This is a genomic window from Stutzerimonas sp. NM35 (assembly GCF_054604355.1).
Genome location: NZ_CM137728.1, coordinates 435,536 through 451,265, shown reverse-complemented (window position 1 = coordinate 451,265; position 15,730 = coordinate 435,536). Strand labels below are relative to the sequence as shown.

Here is a 15,730-nt window from a genome sequence, read left to right as displayed (position 1 = left end):
CAAAGCGGGTTTTTAGTGCCTGACGCCGCCGGCGACCACTACTGGCAACCCTGACTTGAGCTGATCAGCAAGGCGCTTGAGCAGATCAAGCACCGACTCCTTCCATAGGATCTGCTGTACCGGCTTGCCATCGCTGTGCTTCTTGGCGGTATCAGTGATGACTGCGAAGGCTTTGCCGTCTGGCAGTAGCTCCCATCGCTTCTTGCCCTTCGCATACTCAGTGCTGCGCTGGAGCCCGCAGTCAGCCAGCAGCTTGTTCATCTCCCGCGCCGTCATGCGGAACTTGGCGCCAAGCTCGGTAGGCGTGTAGTTCAGCTCTTGGGCCTCGTTGACCAAGCGCCTCACCCCGGCCATCTCCATCAGGTCGATGCCGATGGCAGAGCGGACCATGCTGTTCGCGCTCAAGACCGCCTGGTTGCCTTCCAGGCCAAAGCCCTCTGCGATCCGCTTGGCTGCATCGAAGCTGTCAGCGGCTACCGGCAATCGGCGTTCGACCGGGATTACTGAGTCGTTGGCTGCGGCTCTTGGATTCACTGCACGGCCTTCATTCCAGTACTGCCAGAGCGTGTCATCGCATTCGTTCTGGTACTCAACAACCTTTTCCCGAACTCGCTCGCTTCTGATCCGGCTAGCCTGAACTGTAGCCATCCACCCAGCAAGCTTGCGAAGCGGAAGACAGGTGGTCATCTGCGGGCCGCTGGCTGAGGGTATCTCCATAAGCACCACGCCCCAGCGATCCGAGTTATTTGTTATGCGCTTGTGCTGCCCTCCCCAATCCAGCCCAATTCCTTCAACAACTGGCTTCATGGGTACGTAGGGCTGACCCTGGTGGTCGACCAAGTAAAGGCTGGCTCCATGGAATGGAACGGTTATCAGCGCGCTCATGCCATCGCCCTCCCCTGAAATTGATTGAACCCCTTGCGCGGCTCCAGCGGCATCAGCTCCCGCATTTCCACGGTGAAGGTGCGATTGCCGATCTTGACCAGCCACCAGCGGCCGATCAGGTAGACGAGTTCGACGGAGCGGCCAATCAGTGATTCCTGTCCGCCGATGACCATTGCGGTTGCGCCTTGCTTGAGAGTGAAGTTCATGCTGCTGCCCTCGCGTAGTGATTGGCGCCCAGGCGCTTTTGCACCGCTTCGAACTCAGGGGCCAGCGCCTGCAGCTTATGGAACCCTGCGTAGCCATCTCGGAAATGGTCAATCATCTGTGCGCCTACAGGGCTTCCGATGCCGCTAAAGTGCGAGTAGAGCTTGTAGCGGTCGAAGATGTCGTACAGCTGCTTAAAGTGGCAGCACATGAAGTAGACGTCGTACAGCTGTGAATCAGTCAGCAGGGTTCCGGGCGTGGCTCGCGGCTTTGGCAGCCACTCTCCCTCCTGCACCTGGTACGCAGCGATGAAGTTCCGAGCGCTGTCCAGCTGGGCCGCCGGAATGTCCTCGGCGCTCACCACGCTGAACGCTTTGTGCACCTGCGACCAGATGTGGTTCTTCGCGCCGCGGCGAGCAGCTGCCGGAAGATGACGGACCTTGCCATCTACGACGGCAGCCAGGCAGTGGAAGCCGTCGGTGCCGATAGTAGTGCTGAGCACGCTGGCGGCCGTGCGATCATCATGACGAACGGCGACCCCATCGTTCCAATACGACCAGAGCACGTCGTCGCACTCGTTCTGGTAAGCGATAACGCCTTCGCGCAACTCAGGGCGTACCTTGCTGGCATGAATCGACATCAGCCAGCCGGCGAGCTTGCGCAGCGGCAGGCATGCCATATCGCGGCGCTTCCCATCACCAGCAACTGTGGTGATCATCACCATAGTTGAGTTGAATCGGCCGCCCTGCAGCTTTGCGTACTGGCTTTTCCAGTCCAGCCCCATGCCTTCCACAACCGGCTTCATCGGCACGAAGGGTTCGCCTGCATTGTCGATCAGCAGCAGTTCCTTCTGGCGAAACGGGATAATCTTGGCTGAAACGTTGGTTGTGCTATGATTCGTCATGACGCTTGATTCCTCGCTGGTCTCATCGTTATTCGAAGCCCTGACGAATCTCACCTCGTCGGGGCTTCTTCGTTTCAGGCTGCTGCCTGCTTGCTTTGCATTTCCCGCCATTTGAAACCCTCCTCGATCAATAAGCCCAATTCAGAATTGAGGCTGCGACGATTACGTTTGGCCGCCTCAGCAGCCCGCTCCTTGATCTCACCCTCCAAGCTCAATGGATAGCGCGATTTAGCTTCCTTCATATAACCTCCTTACTCATCACTTGACATCATTAGGCATCACTCAGGACATCAAGTCAACATCATTTCACATCGTTTACTTGCGCAGATATACATCCGGCTAGATCATTGCCACGTTGATCAAATTGGAGTTGCCATGCGTCACCCAAAGGGTTTTGCATCTAGATTGGTGCGCCTCAGAGCCGATGCTGAAATGACTCAGCGCGACCTAGCTAAGGCCAGCGGGATCAGCGTTCCTCAAATAGGGCGTTATGAAACGGGCATTTCAAAGCCGCGCATGACTGCACTGGTCAAGCTGGCCAAAGCGCTTGCAGTCGACGTTTCAACCCTCCAAGACGCCGACGACGAGCCTGAAGTATTTGAACTGGCCATGATCTCTACGGACGGCTCGTCGAGCCCTATCACCTTGCCTCAATCGACCATTGATTGGCTGCAGGCTGATGCTGATCGGCATGGCGTTACGCTTGAAGCAACATTGGCCGCAATGCTTACGTTTGCGAAGGCGAAAGAAGAGGGCTCAGACACAACCTATGAAGCAGTTCTGGCTGAGACAGTGAACGTACTTGCCAATTGGCCTACGCCAAATCAACCCGACAAGACGTAGCCCACAGCAAAAGGCCAGCGGTTCGGCTTAATGCTGCGATGGGTGGATGGATGCTCAGTTCCGCCGATGGTGGCGCGGTGATAGCGTGCAGGCTTTTGCTAGGGAGGGTTTCCAATGCTTCACGTTATTCACTTCGCCGGGCCCATAAATCAGGGAACAGCCAGCCAGCTGCAGAACGCAACTCTTAGCGCTATAGCGCAAGGCGCCACCCAGCTCCGATATCACGTATCCACAGATGGCGGCAGCACGCTGTATGGTTTCACGCTCTACAACCTCATCAGATCTCTGTCAGTTCCGGTGACGATGCACAACATAGGCAGCGTCGAGTCGATGGGCAATATCCTGTTTCTAGCTGCAGATCGTCGAGTCGCGGCGCCCCAAAGTCGGTTCCTGCTGCACCCGCTCAATTGGGGTTTCAGTGGGGGAAACGTTGACCACGCCAGGCTGGCGGAGCACGCCGCCTGCCTCGATAATGACTTTGATCGCTACGTCGAGATTTTCCACGAGCGCACCAAGGACGCTGGCGAGCCGCTCGACATCCGCAGCTGCCTGAAGAATACGGCTAGGGTCCTGACCCCCAGCGAAGCCACCGCCTCCGGGCTGGTTCATGCCGTGGAGGCACCTGTAATGCCCGGGCCCACTGAAGCAGTGAGCTGGTGGATAAACGCGTGAGCAGCCGCACATAACGCTCTCCTATTTGTTTAAATGAGAAGCGGGGCTGGAATAAAGCGCAGCCTCACTTCGACCGCATCGCCGCAAGGGCGCCCACCGCCGCCTTGCGCCCCATAGCCGCAGCCTACGCATCAGGCGCCCGATCAATCTCATCCAGCGCGAACAGCACCGGATCAACGATGCCGCGAGGTAGTGGCGAAGGGTGCGCCTCCAGCCAGTCCGAAATCTCCCTGGCAGAAAGTGGCAGTGGGATAGCGCCAGACATGCCAGCTATGTAGCGCCTGCCGCGCGATGCGTAATGGTATGTCTCCAGCAGGTGGCCAGTGACGGCGCACCGCTCGGGAACGTCCGGCACCGCCATCCGCAGGCGCTCATAGATCAGGCGTTGCTTTTCGGCTCGGCCTTCTTGGCCTGCCCACTCCCTTTCCCACTGGTAGCGGGCAATGACTTTCCCTTTACCGCGTCCAGCTGCTCGGTTGCGCTCTTGGTGATTTCGCCTGCCTGAGCGACGGCCCATACGAGCAGCGGCGAGCCCTCTTCGCTCGACAGAACAGCCTTGGCGGTATCGACGCTGTACGGCAGCTCAGCGCCATCTTCGTCTTGGAAGCCTTCCCAGTCGGCAATGACCAGCTCGGCGAGCATGCGCACGCTCTGCTCCTGCTGCGGCGCTGCGTCATTCAGAGCGCTGATGTCGCCGGCATCGTACCGGGCCAGCACGCTCTGATTGCGCCCCTGATGGATCTCCAGGCCGACGCGCACGATCCGATGGCCGAGGCCGCGAATCAGCAGCTTCACGCCCGGTTGATATTCGCGCCACTCTTCGCCGTGCTCGACGGGTTTAGCGGCTAGTACTGATTTTTTAACGATGAAAGCCATGTTGTGTTTCCTCGACGCCACGCCAAAAAAGGACCGGCCTGGGTGGCGTAATGCCCAGGTCGGCCAAAAGCTGCGGTTTGTTTACGGGATGGCTGGGGCGCGAGTGATCGTCGGAGCGACCTTCGCCACGGTCCAGTTGAGCGTCACTTGGATCAGGTCGCGCTTGCCGCCGTTGGGCAGCTCGCCGTCAACCTCGATGCTCGGGAAGTTGAACTGGTAGCTGTTGCCCAGGCTGTCGGTGACCGGGAAGGTCACTGCGAAGGCCTTGCGGGTCAGCTGCTCTTTCCAGATTTCCCACGCCGCCTTGGACCAGGCCAGCACGATGGTGCCGGTGATGGCTGCCTCGGTCGCGATGATCGCGCCAGGGCCGAGCTTGCTGTTGCCAAGGCAGCGCTGCAGCTGGACGGTGTTGTCAACGTTCATGGTCAGCGCAGAGACGCACGCCTGGCCCACTAGCGACACGCCATCGACGGTGATATCGCCCACGGCCAGCGAGGACATGAACGGCGTAGTGGTGGGCACCGCAGGATCAGTGACGAATGACGCTTCGGCATCTTCGTAGTCCAGCGCCTGGCCGCCGATGGTGATCGTGATCTTGCCCTGCTCAGGGATATCGATGCTGCCGGTGGCGGCGTGGACGCCCTTGAACAGTGAGTAGACGCCGATGTCTTCGAAGCCCTTCTGCACACTGAAGGTGTGGCGGGTATCGCCAACGGTCAGCACGTCGGCTGCCCAGTTGCCGTAGAACAGAGCTTCCAGCAGGTCGTCGAAGGTGCCGAACGACAGCTCACCGGTAAGATCGCCGCCAATTGTCAGTCCGGTGACGACACTGCCCTGGCTGATGCGGCTGGAAGTGATTTCGTCGCTGACCTCGGTGTCCGGGGTCGGCGACATGGTGTTGCCGGTAAGTCGAGCGGTTTTCCATTCGCCTGCTGCCGGAGTTGCCGGCGTGACACCGGGCGTGACCTCTTTAATGATGTGGGTGACTACTCTTGCGCCACTGGACATGTGTATCTCCTATCTGCGGGCATAAAAAAACCCGCTCGTGGCGGGCAGGGTTGGGATGCCTTGCGGCGGTTAGCGTCAGCCGGCGGTGAACCGGATAACGATGTTGATCTGGTAGAAGCCGGTGCCGGCCGCGTTGCCAGCTCGGTCGCCAACCCCTACATCCACCTGGCTGACCTCCCAGCACTCAAGGTTTCCGGTGCGCCAGTATTCGAACTGCTCGCAGAGATCATCGGTGAGCTTGGTCAGCCCCTTGATCCCGGCGTCCTTGCGGTCGAAGCACTGAATAACGATCTGGCCGGGGCGGCGCGTGCACGGCACGTCTGCCATGCCAGCAATGAAGCTGCGGCCGTACTGCAGGTTGATGCGGCACCACAGGCCAGCCTCAGGCGGCTCGAACACGCCAGGTTGATTCGGGTAGTCGATTCGATCCTGGCTTAACCCCTGAAACGAGGCCATTCGGGCAATGATCGCCACTCGGATCTGTTCATAGGTCATTGGCTGCCACCGTATTTGGCGACTACAGCGCCGAAGGCTAGGCGGTAAACGCCGTCCGAAGCCTGGTCGGAATGACCGTCTTCGATCTCAGATGCATAAGGAAGATTATTCTGTATGACGATCTCGCCATACGGCTGATCAGCACTGGCGATGATTTCGATTCCTTCCTGAAAGGACGGAATGCCAGCGGATGCCCCGCGTGGCGGCTCGGCATCCTTGCCACGGCCAGCGGCTAGGTCGTACCCAAGATCAACGCCGTCAACGCTGACGCGGTGATTCATGCGGTAAGTGCCCTCATCTACCGGCGAGCCAGATACCACGGCCTGCAGCGCCTCTAGGGCGATCTGGTTTCGCTTGATGCGCAGCTCGTTTTCCACGAGCCCAATGAATGCCGTCGGCGGGATAGTCCAAGCCATGTCACACCTTCCTGAGCTGCAGGCTCCACGTGGCGCTTGCCGGGTCTTGGCCGACCGGCCCGACAACGTCATATCCGCTGATCTTGTCGCCGACTTTTGGCGTGCCAGTCACCTCGGCCTGCAGCGCCGTGAGCTTTATGTCGGTACGCAAGATGTTGATGCCATCGACCATCTGCATGGAGTAGCTGCCGAACACGCCCCGACCGGTGTAGGTCTCGGTGATGCTCGGTCGCGTCTCGGTGATCGGGTCGTACGGGCCTTGACCAACGACGCGCGAGCCGGTGAATTCGGTCACGGCGTCGGCCAGGTCGGTATCGAATGCGTCCGCAATATCAGCGGCCAGATCGTCTCTGAGGCCCATGTCAGATTCTCTTGAGCATTTGAATGGCCTGACCAAGCTGGACTGGTGCTCGATCACAGACCGCAACGCAGCAGCGCAAGCCGCTCGAGCGATCTTCGCCGCGGCGGTGATGGACGGGATCATTACCGAGAATCCGATGCGCTCGGTTGAGCGGGCCCGCGCACCTGAGCGGGACATTGACCCATTCACACCGGCAGAGCGTGACGCGATCCTGGCCGACCTGTACGCGCACCAGACGGGTTCGCGCCTGACCTATGCCTCGTTCTTCAAGCTCGCGTTCTACACCGGCCTGCGTACCGGCGAGCAGCTGTCGCTCCGCTGGGCTGATGTGGATCTACCGGGGCGCTCGATTCGGGTCCGAGCTACCCTGGAGAAAGGCGAGGTCCGCGAGAACACCAAGACCAAGCGCGTGCGCAAGGTGCTGCTGGTCGATCAGGCAGTTGAGGCGCTGGAGGAAATGAAGCAGCTGACCCAGGGCGGCGAGTTCGTCTTCGCGCCTACCAGCGGCAAGGGAGGCCATATCACCAACGTGGTCAGCACGGCCTACCACCTCAAGCAGAGCATGAAGCGACTGGGCATTCGTCCTCGTCGGCAGTACGATACCCGGCACACCTACGCGACGGTTTGCCTGTCTGCAGGGATGGCGCCGGCCTTCATCGCGCAGCAGCTCGGCAACAGCATCCAGACGCTGCTCAAGCACTACGCGAAATGGATCAACTCAAGCGCTGACTGGGCCGAATTGGAAAAGCTGAAAAAGCCAAATCGGTACGGAATTGGTACGACTGAGCCAATCGAAGCGACAGAGGCCTTGCGGCAGTAGACGCACAGCGCTTCTTTTGGACTTCCGGGTATAGTAAAAATAACCAAACCAGCCAGTCCAGTATTAAACGTATCCCATGATTGAAGACCTGCCCGCTCCATCCGGCCCTGGCCGACCGAAGGACCCCGCCAAGCGCGAGGCGATACTTGCCGCCGCGCAGACACTGTTCCTCGGCAACGGCTACGAGGGCAGCAGCATGGAGGCCATCGCCGCCGAGGCCGGGGTTTCCAAACTCACGCTGTATAGCCATTTCAAGGACAAGGAAGCGCTGTTCGCCGCTGCGGTGAAGACCACCTGCGAAACGCGCCTGCCGCGCAAACTGTTCGTGCTGGCAGAGGATTGCTCGATCCGGCAGGCATTGCTCGATCTCGGCCATGCGTTTCAGGATCTGGCCAACAGTCCCGAATCCATTGGCCTGCACCGCGTCATGGTGGCGCTGGCGACGCAGAATCCGGGGCTGTCACGGATGTTCTACGACGCCGGTCCGCAGCGGCTGCTGCAAGATCTCGAACAGCTGCTGGCCCAGGCCCACGCACGCGGCCTGCTGGCCGTGCCGGTCCCCAAGCACGCCGCCGAGCACTTCTGCGCACTACTCAAGGGCGGCACACATTTCCGTCTGCTGATCGGCTACGACACTGCGCCGGATGCCGCCGAGGCGCGCAGGCATGTGGAGGATGTGGTCACCCTGTTCCTGCGCGCCTATGCGGCTGGAGATTAACTGCGCTGGCTGAACTACAGCGCCGACAGGGTGCGAAATTCATCTTGGGCGAGCTGATCGGTCATGCCGCTGACGAAGTCCTGCAGCATCCGGCAGCGGTAGTAGAACGCCCACAACGGCTGGTCGGGCGAACCTTCGGGGTGGTTCTTCAGCGCTTCGTGATAGGCCTTGATCAGTTGGCTGGGCAAGCGCCTGGCCAGCATCTGCAGGTGCGGTTCGCTGCGGCAGACGCCTTCGGTCAGAGCATGGAACACCGGCACGGGAACACCCAGCAGCGGCGCGTAGCTATCCAGCAATCCCTGCAGAATCCGGTAGCCCTGAAGTTGCAGCGTATCCACCTCGCGATGACAGAAGACATGCTCCGTCGCCACGTCCTTGAAGGTCTGCACGATGGCATTCTCCAGGCTGGCATCCTCCAGCAGGGCACGGTCCAGGGTGCCGTGGTACACCACCTCGATATGCTCGATGAACTGCCGGGCCGCGTGCTGCACCAGCGGATGCACCATGTTCACCCGCAGCCAGATGAAGAACTCGCCAACTTTGTTGATCGTCTCCTTCTGCGCCCGCGCTTCGGCATAGGCGACCATGCTGCGAAAGCTGCGTCCGGTCGTGCCGATCGGCTCATCCGGCGAGCCGTGCTCGGCGAACTTGTCCACCAGCAACCGGGCCAGTTGCTCGATGCTGAAGATGCCCTTCTCCACCGAATCCTCGATATCGGCCAGGCAATAGGCGATATCGTCCGCCGCCTCCATGATGTAGGCGAGCGGATGGCGCGTGCCGGGCACCAGCCCCAGGGCCGCCTGCAACTCGCTGACGAAAGGTTCCTCGGACAGATAGAAGCCCGGCTTCTTCAGCAGATAGGCCCCTGGCGAGTCTTTCGCCGGTTTCGGCGCATAGGCGGCACGCACGTACTTGAGCAGCCCGGCGGTCTGGGTATAGGTCAGGTTCAGCCGCTGCAGGCTGACCACCAGGCGGATCGCCTGGGCATTACCTTCGAACGCCCGCAGATCGTTCAGCATCCGCGCACGCAAGGCCGCGTTGCCCTGCCCGCCCGGCACGGCAGCGTCGAACAGTGCCTCCAGATGACGCGTGAACCACTCGCCAATGGCGAATTCACCGAAATGGCCAAAGGGCGGATTGCCGATGTCGTGCATCAGGCAGGTCATTTCCACCAGGCTTTCCAGCGCACCTTCCAGGCCGTCCAGCCCATAGTCGCGGGCCTTGTCGCCGAGCTGCTTGTACAGCGTGCGCACGATGAAGCGACCGGTCTGCTGCACTTCCAGCGAATGCGTCAGGCGGCTGCGTACTGCGGCATTGCGCTCCAGCGGAAAGACCTGGGTCTTCTGCTGCAGACGGCGCACGCCGGCGGAATTGATGATGCGTCCACGGTCGCTTTCAAGCTGATCGACGATCAGCGTCAGGTCGCATTCCGATGCCTTGAGTTCTCCTTCCACCCGGCCATAGGGTCGCTGGCGGGAAATCTTGTTCTTGAAGTTCACAGGCACCGGCATGGATCGCACTCGCAAAACGAAGAAGAGACGAGCCTAACGCGGCACGCCGGGTTTACCAAGGCGGCCTGAACGCCGGAAGCCCAAACATCACCTCAGGTCGAAGACTGTCTCAGGGCCGTGCGCATCCGACCGAGCAACCAGCCGCCGCTCACGTTGATCACCAGCCCCAGCATCACCAGCAGCGCGCCGAGGGTCTGCAGCAATCCCAGGTGCTCATCGAGCAGCCAGGCCGCCGAAGTGAGACCGACTACCGGCACCAGCAACGAGAACGGCGCCACAGTGCCGGCCGGATAGCGCGACAGCAGTCGGCTCCACAGGCCGTAGCCGAGAATGGTCGCGCCAAAGGAGAGATAAGCCAGCACCAGGAGCGAATCCAGCCCGATGCCACTCAGGGCCGTCTCGATGCGTACCGGGCCTTCCAGCAGCCAGGAAAGCGCGAAAAACGGCAGCGGTGGAATCAGGCTGCCCCAGACCACCAAGCCCACCAGATTCACCTTGCCCACCTTGCGCGTGACGATATTGCCCAGCGCCCACATCGAGGCCGCGCAGATGGTCAGCACGAAGCCGGCCAGGGTCATGCTGCGATCACCCTGCAGGCCGATCAACAGCAGGCCGCCCGCGGCGACCAGCAGGCCGATCAGGTTGGCCACGCGCAGGCGCTCGCCCAGGAACAGCGCCGCGAAGAACAGCGTGAAGAAGGCCTGGGATTGCAGCACCAACGAGGCCAACCCGGCGGGCATGCCGACGTTCATCGCGTAGAAGAGAAAAGCGAACTGACCCAGGGAAATCGTCGCGCCGTAGGCGAACAGCCAGCGCAGCGGCAACTGCGGGCGCTTGATGAAGAATACCGCCGGAAAGGCCGCCAGCAGGAAACGCAACGCGCCCAGCAGCATCGGCGGAATATCTTCCAGGCCAACCTTGATCACCACGAAGTTCATGCCCCAGACGACGATCACCACCAGGGCCAGCAACAGGTCTTTGGGCGACATGGCACAGCGTTCCGGGTAAAGAACTCATTAAAGCCGGGTTCTGCGAACTTGCCCTCGTACAGCCAGCAACGGTTTTGGCCATACAGTTGGCCTGATCGCGCTCACATCCTCACCCGTCACATATCGCGGCCCGTGCCAGCGTTGCCCGCAACGGCTAGAATCGACGCCTGAACGAAACCAGAGAAGCAGCCATGGGCGCACAGTGGAAAGCAAAGCATAAAGAAGCGGCAGCCAACGCCAAGGGACGTACCTTCGGCAAGCTGTCGAAAGAGATCATGATCGCCGCGCGTAGCGGTGCCGATCCGGACATGAACCCGCGCCTGCGCCTGGTGGTGGAACAGGCGAAAAAAGCCTCGATGCCGCGCGAAACCCTGGAACGCGCCATCAAGAAAGGCGCCGGCCTGCTTGGCGAAAGCGTGCATTACGAGCGCACCACCTACGAAGGCTTCGCGCCGCATCAGGTGCCGGTGATCGTCGAGTGCCTGACCGACAACGTCAACCGCACCGTGGCCGAGATTCGCGTACTGTTCCGCAAGGGTCAGCTGGGTGCTTCGGGGTCGGTCGCCTGGGATTTCGACCATTGCGGCCTGATCGAAGCGGCGCCCGCCAGCGCCGATGCCGATCCGGAACTCGCCGCAATCGAAGCCGGCGCCCAGGACTTCGAAGAAGCCGACGAAGGCGCCTGGCTGTTCATCAGCGACACCACGGACCTGGATACGGTCTGCCGCGCCCTGCCCGAACATGGTTTCAGCGTGCAGTCGGCACAGCTCGGCTATCGCCCGAAGAACCCGGTAACCACACTGTCCGCGGAAGAACTCGAAGAAGTCGAAGCCTTCCTCGCCGCCATCGATGCTCACGACGACGTGCAGAACATCTACGTCGGGCTGGCAGGCTGACGGCTGCACGATACCGATTGATCGCCTTTGTCAGCAGGATATGCCCATGAGTACCAACAAACCGAACACACCTTACGCCCAGCGCGAACAGGGGTATCGTGAAAAAGCCCTGAAGATGTACCCCTGGGTGTGCGGGCGTTGCGCCCGTGAGTTTTCAGGCAAGCGTTTGAGTGAACTGACGGTCCATCACAAGGACCACAACCACGACAACAACCCTGAAGACGGCTCGAACTGGGAACTGCTCTGCCTGTATTGCCACGACAACGAACATTCACGCTATACGGATAATCAGTACCAGGCCGAAGCCCGGCCCGGCAGTGACCTGGGCCCGAAGGAAACCTTCAAGGCCTTCGCCAACCTGGCCGACCTGCTCAAGAAAAAGCCGGACTGAAACCAGCCCGGCTTTTTCGCTGCAATCTATTTCTTTTATTTCACCAGCAGGACCGGCACCGACACCTCATGAATCACCCGGTTGGCGACCGAGCCCAGCAGCATGCCGGTGAAACTGCCCAGGCCGCGCGTGCCCATCACCACGGTATCGCAACCCAGGCGCTTGACGGCCTCATTCACTTGCTCGGCCACGTTGCCCAGAGCGGCATGGCCTTCATGGGCAATACCCGCCGCCTGCAACACCGTCGTCGCCTCGGCAATGATGGCGCGCGACTTGGCCAGAAGACTGTTGTTGAGATCCTCGATCATATTGGAGGTGACGTATTCGCCATAGATCACTGGCTCATGCTGGGCATTGAGCACATGCACTTCGAGCGGTTTGGGTGCATCGGTGGCGAGATTGACGATGTATTGCAGCGCCCGTCTGGAATTGTCCGAGCCATCGAAAGCGAGAAGAATATTGCGCATGTCGAACCCTCCATGAAATATGTGAAATCAGCATAACCCAATGCACGGACGCTTCGACCATACACATAGCCATTCATTGATCTGCAGCATGCCCGCCAAACCACGGAGCAGAAGCGCGGCAGAAATCGACCGCCAACATGACCAGAACCACCATGCTCGATGACCGGCTGCGCCTGCTGCCAGACGAACACAGGCCACTTCTGGAGAAATTCTACCGTGCCCATCGCAGCCATATGCGCGTTCCGGGCGGAGCACACTGCTGGGTCGCTGGCGCCACTGAAATCATGGCGGCACTCTGCCTGACCAGTATCGAGAGCGGGCACTGGCTGACCGGATTACTGGTGGCACCGGAGCAGCGCAAAAAAGGGCTGGGCGCACGCCTGGTAACCAAGGCAATGAGTGAAAGCACGGGACCAGTCTGGTTGTTCTGCGTTCCGGAGTTGATACCCTTCTATCGGCGACTCGGCTTCAGCGAAAGCACGCTGCTGCCCGAATCACTGGCCTCGCGCCTGCTGCGTTACAACCGCAACAGAACGCTGACGGCGCTACAGCATGATAATGGAGGCAGATAGGCTGAGAGCAGCCGCTCGGCTGCTCCTGATGCTCAGTTACGGAGAAATGGGGTCGCTGGCGGGGAAGGTTTCTTCCAGTGCTTCATCGAGCTGGTCTTCGTCCGCCTCGTCCGGACCGCGGTCGACATGATCGTCTTGCGGCTGTTCCGGCTGTGAAGGTTCGTGCGAGGGTTTGCCGTTCATGATGAGCTCCTGCGAGTTGGTCATGAGTTTAGTCTGCCAATCGCGGAAGTCGTTCCGAGAAGCCGGCTGGCGGTCAGTTACCACTCACCTGCCACGTCACTTTATTGCACACAAAAAAAAGGGGCGGGGTTTAAGCCCCGCCCGCCTCCTTCCATGCTTCCTTCTATTTCCTGCTCATCGTCCTGATGAAGCCACTTCTTGCGGCTGTTCCTGACCGACATCCTTGCCGGCTGTGCCTTGTCCCTGAGCACGGCTGTGATATTAAGCATCTGGTCGCCCACGGCAACTCGCAGAAAATTTATGCCGAATCAGAAAAACTCAACGGTATTGAATTTTTTTACTTTTAAATCAATTGCTTAAGTTATACATAAGCTTGGTGACAGAGGGCTTTTCCGTTTTTTGCTTACACCTCGCGTAAGCGAATGCTTACACACAATACAGCCTTGGAAAGGCTTCAGAGCACGGAGGGATTAACCTGACAGGTGCTCTTCTCGCACACAGAAGCATGCACTCGCACTGGAAGAGCGCACAGCCCCTTGCCAGTATCTGGCAAGGGGCTGGCAGATCAGCCGTTCGTTAACCGAACAGCGCTTCGCTGGACAATCCATTGCGCTCGAAAATCTCGCGCATGCGCTTGAGTGCCTCGACCTGGATCTGACGCACCCGCTCGCGGGTCAGGCCGATTTCCTTGCCGACTTCCTCAAGCGTACAGCTCTCATGGCCGCGTAAACCGAACCGCCGAATGACTACTTCCCGCTGCTTTTCGGTCAGGTCGGACAACCACTGATCGATGCTGGCCGAGAGATCATCATCGAGCAGCAGCTCACAGGGATCGTTCGGCTTGTCATCGCTGAGGGTATCGAGCAGCGTCTTGTCGGTGTCCGGGCCGAGCGACACATCCACGGAGCTCACCCGCTCGTTCAGCCCGAGCATGCGCTTGACGTCGGCAACCGGCCTTTCCAGCAGGCTGGCGATTTCCTCGGGGCTGGGTTCGTGATCGAGCTTCTGAGTCAGTTCGCGAGCTGCGCGCAGATAGACGTTCAGCTCCTTGACCACGTGAATCGGCAGGCGAATGGTGCGGGTCTGGTTCATGATCGCCCGCTCGACAGTCTGCCGAATCCACCAGGTGGCATAGGTGGAAAAACGGAAGCCGCGCTCGGGGTCGAATTTCTCTACGGCCCGGATCAGCCCGAGGTTGCCCTCTTCGACCAGATCCAGCAGTGACAGCCCGCGATTGACGTAACGCCGGGCGATCTTCACCACCAGCCGCAGGTTGCTTTCGATCATGCGCTTGCGTCCCGCCGGATCGCCCTTTCGGGCCAGACGAGCGAAATGCACTTCTTCTTCGGGGGTCAGGAGGGGGGAAAAGCCGATTTCATTGAGGTACAGCTGGGTCGCGTCGAGCGCCCGGTTGTAATCGATGAATTTGTGTTGCCTGGCGGTTGTAGCCCCCGAGCGGGAGCCGATCGAGCGAACGCGGGTGGTGTCGCTGGAGCGTTTCGATCCAGCAGTCTGGTCCATAAGTAGAACGCTATCGTCTACGTCAAACTCCGGCACTTCTTTTTTGAGAGCCATTATTGTTGTCCTGTTCTGAGTTCGACAACAGGCTCGGGTGGCACGCAATCCTTGGCAACACACGAGCCCCCTGTGACCGGAACAGGCAGGCCTCAGCTCAAGGTTTGGGCAGGTATTGCAGAGGATCTACAGGCTTGCCCTGGCGGCGAATCTCAAAGTGCAGCTTCACCCGGTCGGTTCCAGTCGATCCCATCTCGGCAATTGTCTGCCCAGCTTTGACTTGTTGGCCTTCCTGAACCAGCAGCCTGCGGTTGTGGCCGTAGGCACTTACATAGGTATCGCTGTGCTTGATGATCACAAGTTCGCCGTAACCCCGTAAACCACTACCGGCGTACACAACAGCCCCATCAGAAGCAGCTAAAACAGGCTGTCCTAATTCCCCGGCGATATCAATGCCTTTATTCAAACTACCGTTTGAGGAAAAACGACCGATGATCTGCCCTTTCGCCGGCCATGCCCAGCCGCTTGCCGAACGGGACACCGGCGTGACCGGGGTGGTGGCTTGCGGGCTCGCCTGGGGTGCCCTGGTGATGGGTGGCGGCGCAGGCACTGGCGTTGCGACCACTGGCGCATTGGCGCGAGGTGCCGGTACAGGTGATGGGCTTGCAGGCCGTGTGGCGACACTGCGCGGCGCACTGCCGCTGAACTGGATGCGCTGGCCAGGATGGATCACATGCGGCGGGCCAATACCGTTAAGCTGAGCCAGTGCCTTCCAGTCCCAGCCGAAGCGAAAGGCGATGGACCAGAGGGTATCGCCACGCTGAACGATGTAATGGCCACTGGTCACGCGATCACGAGTGTTGCGATCAACTACCTGCACGCCCCCCGTAGGCGAGCTCGCACAACCGGCCAGCAAAACACCGGCCAGCACCATGACCAGCGCAGCATGGGCCGAAGGCTTGCGAATCCACTGCACAACTGCTGTGAGCCTCAACGAACACTCC

Annotated in this window: 22 protein-coding genes; 7 read left to right on the top strand and 15 right to left on the bottom strand. The window is 60.0% G+C overall.

Annotation, left to right across the window (positions count from 1 at the left end; translation table 11 throughout):
• Nucleotides 1–12: 12 nt before the first annotated feature.
• From ACYCFC_RS02080 to ACYCFC_RS02065, 4 genes are all read right to left on the bottom strand, one after another.
• The gene (locus ACYCFC_RS02080; RefSeq protein WP_459653008.1) at nucleotides 13–885 is read right to left on the bottom strand and encodes a phage antirepressor N-terminal domain-containing protein; all 873 of its coding nucleotides are present in this window, start codon (nucleotides 883–885) and stop codon (nucleotides 13–15) included.
• A complete protein-coding gene (locus tag ACYCFC_RS02075; protein ID WP_459653007.1) occupies nucleotides 882–1,091 on the bottom strand; it encodes a hypothetical protein in 210 nt (69 codons plus the stop codon). Before ACYCFC_RS02075 ends, ACYCFC_RS02080 begins: the two co-directional genes overlap by 4 nt.
• Nucleotides 1,088–1,993, bottom strand: a complete 906-nt coding sequence (locus tag ACYCFC_RS02070) for a phage antirepressor N-terminal domain-containing protein (protein WP_459653006.1) — start codon at nucleotides 1,991–1,993, stop codon at nucleotides 1,088–1,090. Before ACYCFC_RS02070 ends, ACYCFC_RS02075 begins: the two co-directional genes overlap by 4 nt.
• A gap of 74 nt (nucleotides 1,994–2,067) precedes the next feature.
• Nucleotides 2,068–2,235 (bottom strand): Arc family DNA-binding protein, encoded by a 168-nt coding sequence (locus tag ACYCFC_RS02065; protein ID WP_459653005.1) that lies wholly within the window; start codon nucleotides 2,233–2,235, stop codon nucleotides 2,068–2,070.
• A gap of 133 nt (nucleotides 2,236–2,368) precedes the next feature.
• On the opposite strand from ACYCFC_RS02065, the gene ACYCFC_RS02060 reads away from it, so the two are divergent.
• Nucleotides 2,369–2,836 carry a helix-turn-helix domain-containing protein gene (locus ACYCFC_RS02060; protein ID WP_459653004.1) on the top strand — a complete coding sequence of 156 codons (468 nt, stop codon included), beginning with the start codon at nucleotides 2,369–2,371 and terminating at the stop codon, nucleotides 2,834–2,836.
• 114 nt (nucleotides 2,837–2,950) lie between these two features.
• Entirely contained in the window at nucleotides 2,951–3,508 is a 558-nt protein-coding gene (locus ACYCFC_RS02055; protein ID WP_459653003.1) for an ATP-dependent Clp protease proteolytic subunit, read from the top strand.
• A gap of 378 nt (nucleotides 3,509–3,886) precedes the next feature.
• On the opposite strand, the gene ACYCFC_RS02050 is transcribed toward ACYCFC_RS02055, so the two are convergent.
• The 5 genes from ACYCFC_RS02050 to ACYCFC_RS02030 form a co-directional block, all read right to left on the bottom strand.
• Nucleotides 3,887–4,384 carry a hypothetical protein gene (locus ACYCFC_RS02050; protein WP_459653002.1) on the bottom strand — a complete coding sequence of 166 codons (498 nt, stop codon included), beginning with the start codon at nucleotides 4,382–4,384 and terminating at the stop codon, nucleotides 3,887–3,889.
• 81 nt (nucleotides 4,385–4,465) lie between these two features.
• Nucleotides 4,466–5,392, bottom strand: coding sequence for a phage tail tube protein (locus tag ACYCFC_RS02045; protein ID WP_459653001.1), 927 nt, complete (start codon nucleotides 5,390–5,392; stop codon nucleotides 4,466–4,468).
• Nucleotides 5,393–5,467: 75 nt separating this feature from the next.
• Entirely contained in the window at nucleotides 5,468–5,887 is a 420-nt protein-coding gene (locus ACYCFC_RS02040; RefSeq protein WP_459653000.1) for a hypothetical protein, read from the bottom strand.
• A complete protein-coding gene (locus ACYCFC_RS02035; RefSeq protein ID WP_459652999.1) occupies nucleotides 5,884–6,303 on the bottom strand; it encodes an HK97 gp10 family phage protein in 420 nt (139 codons plus the stop codon). Before ACYCFC_RS02035 ends, ACYCFC_RS02040 begins: the two co-directional genes overlap by 4 nt.
• Nucleotide 6,304: 1 nt before the next feature.
• A complete protein-coding gene (locus ACYCFC_RS02030) occupies nucleotides 6,305–6,664 on the bottom strand; it encodes a hypothetical protein (protein WP_459652998.1) in 360 nt (119 codons plus the stop codon).
• 19 nt (nucleotides 6,665–6,683) lie between these two features.
• On the opposite strand from ACYCFC_RS02030, the gene ACYCFC_RS02025 reads away from it, so the two are divergent.
• Both ACYCFC_RS02025 and ACYCFC_RS02020 read left to right on the top strand, forming a co-directional pair.
• Entirely contained in the window at nucleotides 6,684–7,484 is an 801-nt protein-coding gene (locus ACYCFC_RS02025) for a tyrosine-type recombinase/integrase (protein ID WP_459652997.1), read from the top strand.
• A 76-nt stretch (nucleotides 7,485–7,560) separates the two neighbouring features.
• Complete coding sequence (locus ACYCFC_RS02020) at nucleotides 7,561–8,202, top strand: TetR/AcrR family transcriptional regulator (protein ID WP_459652996.1); 642 nt, start codon at nucleotides 7,561–7,563, stop codon at nucleotides 8,200–8,202.
• 14 nt (nucleotides 8,203–8,216) lie between these two features.
• On the opposite strand, the gene dgt is transcribed toward ACYCFC_RS02020, so the two are convergent.
• Together dgt and ACYCFC_RS02010 are read right to left on the bottom strand one after the other, a co-directional pair.
• Nucleotides 8,217–9,713: a dGTPase gene (dgt, locus tag ACYCFC_RS02015; protein ID WP_459652995.1), complete on the bottom strand. Its 1,497-nt coding sequence runs from the start codon at nucleotides 9,711–9,713 to the stop codon at nucleotides 8,217–8,219.
• A gap of 92 nt (nucleotides 9,714–9,805) precedes the next feature.
• Nucleotides 9,806–10,702, bottom strand: a complete 897-nt coding sequence (locus tag ACYCFC_RS02010) for an EamA family transporter (RefSeq protein WP_459652994.1) — start codon at nucleotides 10,700–10,702, stop codon at nucleotides 9,806–9,808.
• 191 nt (nucleotides 10,703–10,893) lie between these two features.
• Here ACYCFC_RS02010 and ACYCFC_RS02005 point away from each other — a divergent pair, with 191 nt between their 5' ends.
• Both ACYCFC_RS02005 and ACYCFC_RS02000 read left to right on the top strand, forming a co-directional pair.
• A complete protein-coding gene (locus tag ACYCFC_RS02005; RefSeq protein ID WP_459652993.1) occupies nucleotides 10,894–11,598 on the top strand; it encodes a YebC/PmpR family DNA-binding transcriptional regulator in 705 nt (234 codons plus the stop codon).
• Nucleotides 11,599–11,644: 46 nt separating this feature from the next.
• A complete protein-coding gene (locus ACYCFC_RS02000) occupies nucleotides 11,645–11,989 on the top strand; it encodes a YajD family HNH nuclease (RefSeq protein ID WP_181082413.1) in 345 nt (114 codons plus the stop codon).
• Between the two features lie 35 nt (nucleotides 11,990–12,024).
• Here the strand turns inward: ACYCFC_RS02000 and ACYCFC_RS01995 are convergent, their stop codons facing one another.
• Nucleotides 12,025–12,456 carry a universal stress protein gene (locus tag ACYCFC_RS01995; protein WP_459652992.1) on the bottom strand — a complete coding sequence of 144 codons (432 nt, stop codon included), beginning with the start codon at nucleotides 12,454–12,456 and terminating at the stop codon, nucleotides 12,025–12,027.
• Nucleotides 12,457–12,593: 137 nt separating this feature from the next.
• Here ACYCFC_RS01995 and ACYCFC_RS01990 point away from each other — a divergent pair, with 137 nt between their 5' ends.
• On the top strand, nucleotides 12,594–13,028 hold the full coding sequence (locus ACYCFC_RS01990) for a GNAT family N-acetyltransferase (RefSeq protein ID WP_459652991.1): 435 nt from the start codon (nucleotides 12,594–12,596) through the stop codon (nucleotides 13,026–13,028).
• A gap of 36 nt (nucleotides 13,029–13,064) precedes the next feature.
• On the opposite strand, the gene ACYCFC_RS01985 is transcribed toward ACYCFC_RS01990, so the two are convergent.
• The 3 genes from ACYCFC_RS01985 to ACYCFC_RS01975 form a co-directional block, all read right to left on the bottom strand.
• The gene (locus tag ACYCFC_RS01985; RefSeq protein WP_181082415.1) at nucleotides 13,065–13,211 is read right to left on the bottom strand and encodes a hypothetical protein; all 147 of its coding nucleotides are present in this window, start codon (nucleotides 13,209–13,211) and stop codon (nucleotides 13,065–13,067) included.
• A gap of 576 nt (nucleotides 13,212–13,787) precedes the next feature.
• Nucleotides 13,788–14,786, bottom strand: a complete 999-nt coding sequence (gene rpoS, locus ACYCFC_RS01980; RefSeq protein ID WP_181082416.1) for an RNA polymerase sigma factor RpoS — start codon at nucleotides 14,784–14,786, stop codon at nucleotides 13,788–13,790.
• 97 nt (nucleotides 14,787–14,883) lie between these two features.
• Nucleotides 14,884–15,720 carry a peptidoglycan DD-metalloendopeptidase family protein gene (locus tag ACYCFC_RS01975; protein WP_459652990.1) on the bottom strand — a complete coding sequence of 279 codons (837 nt, stop codon included), beginning with the start codon at nucleotides 15,718–15,720 and terminating at the stop codon, nucleotides 14,884–14,886.
• Between the last annotated feature and the right edge of the window lie 10 nt (nucleotides 15,721–15,730).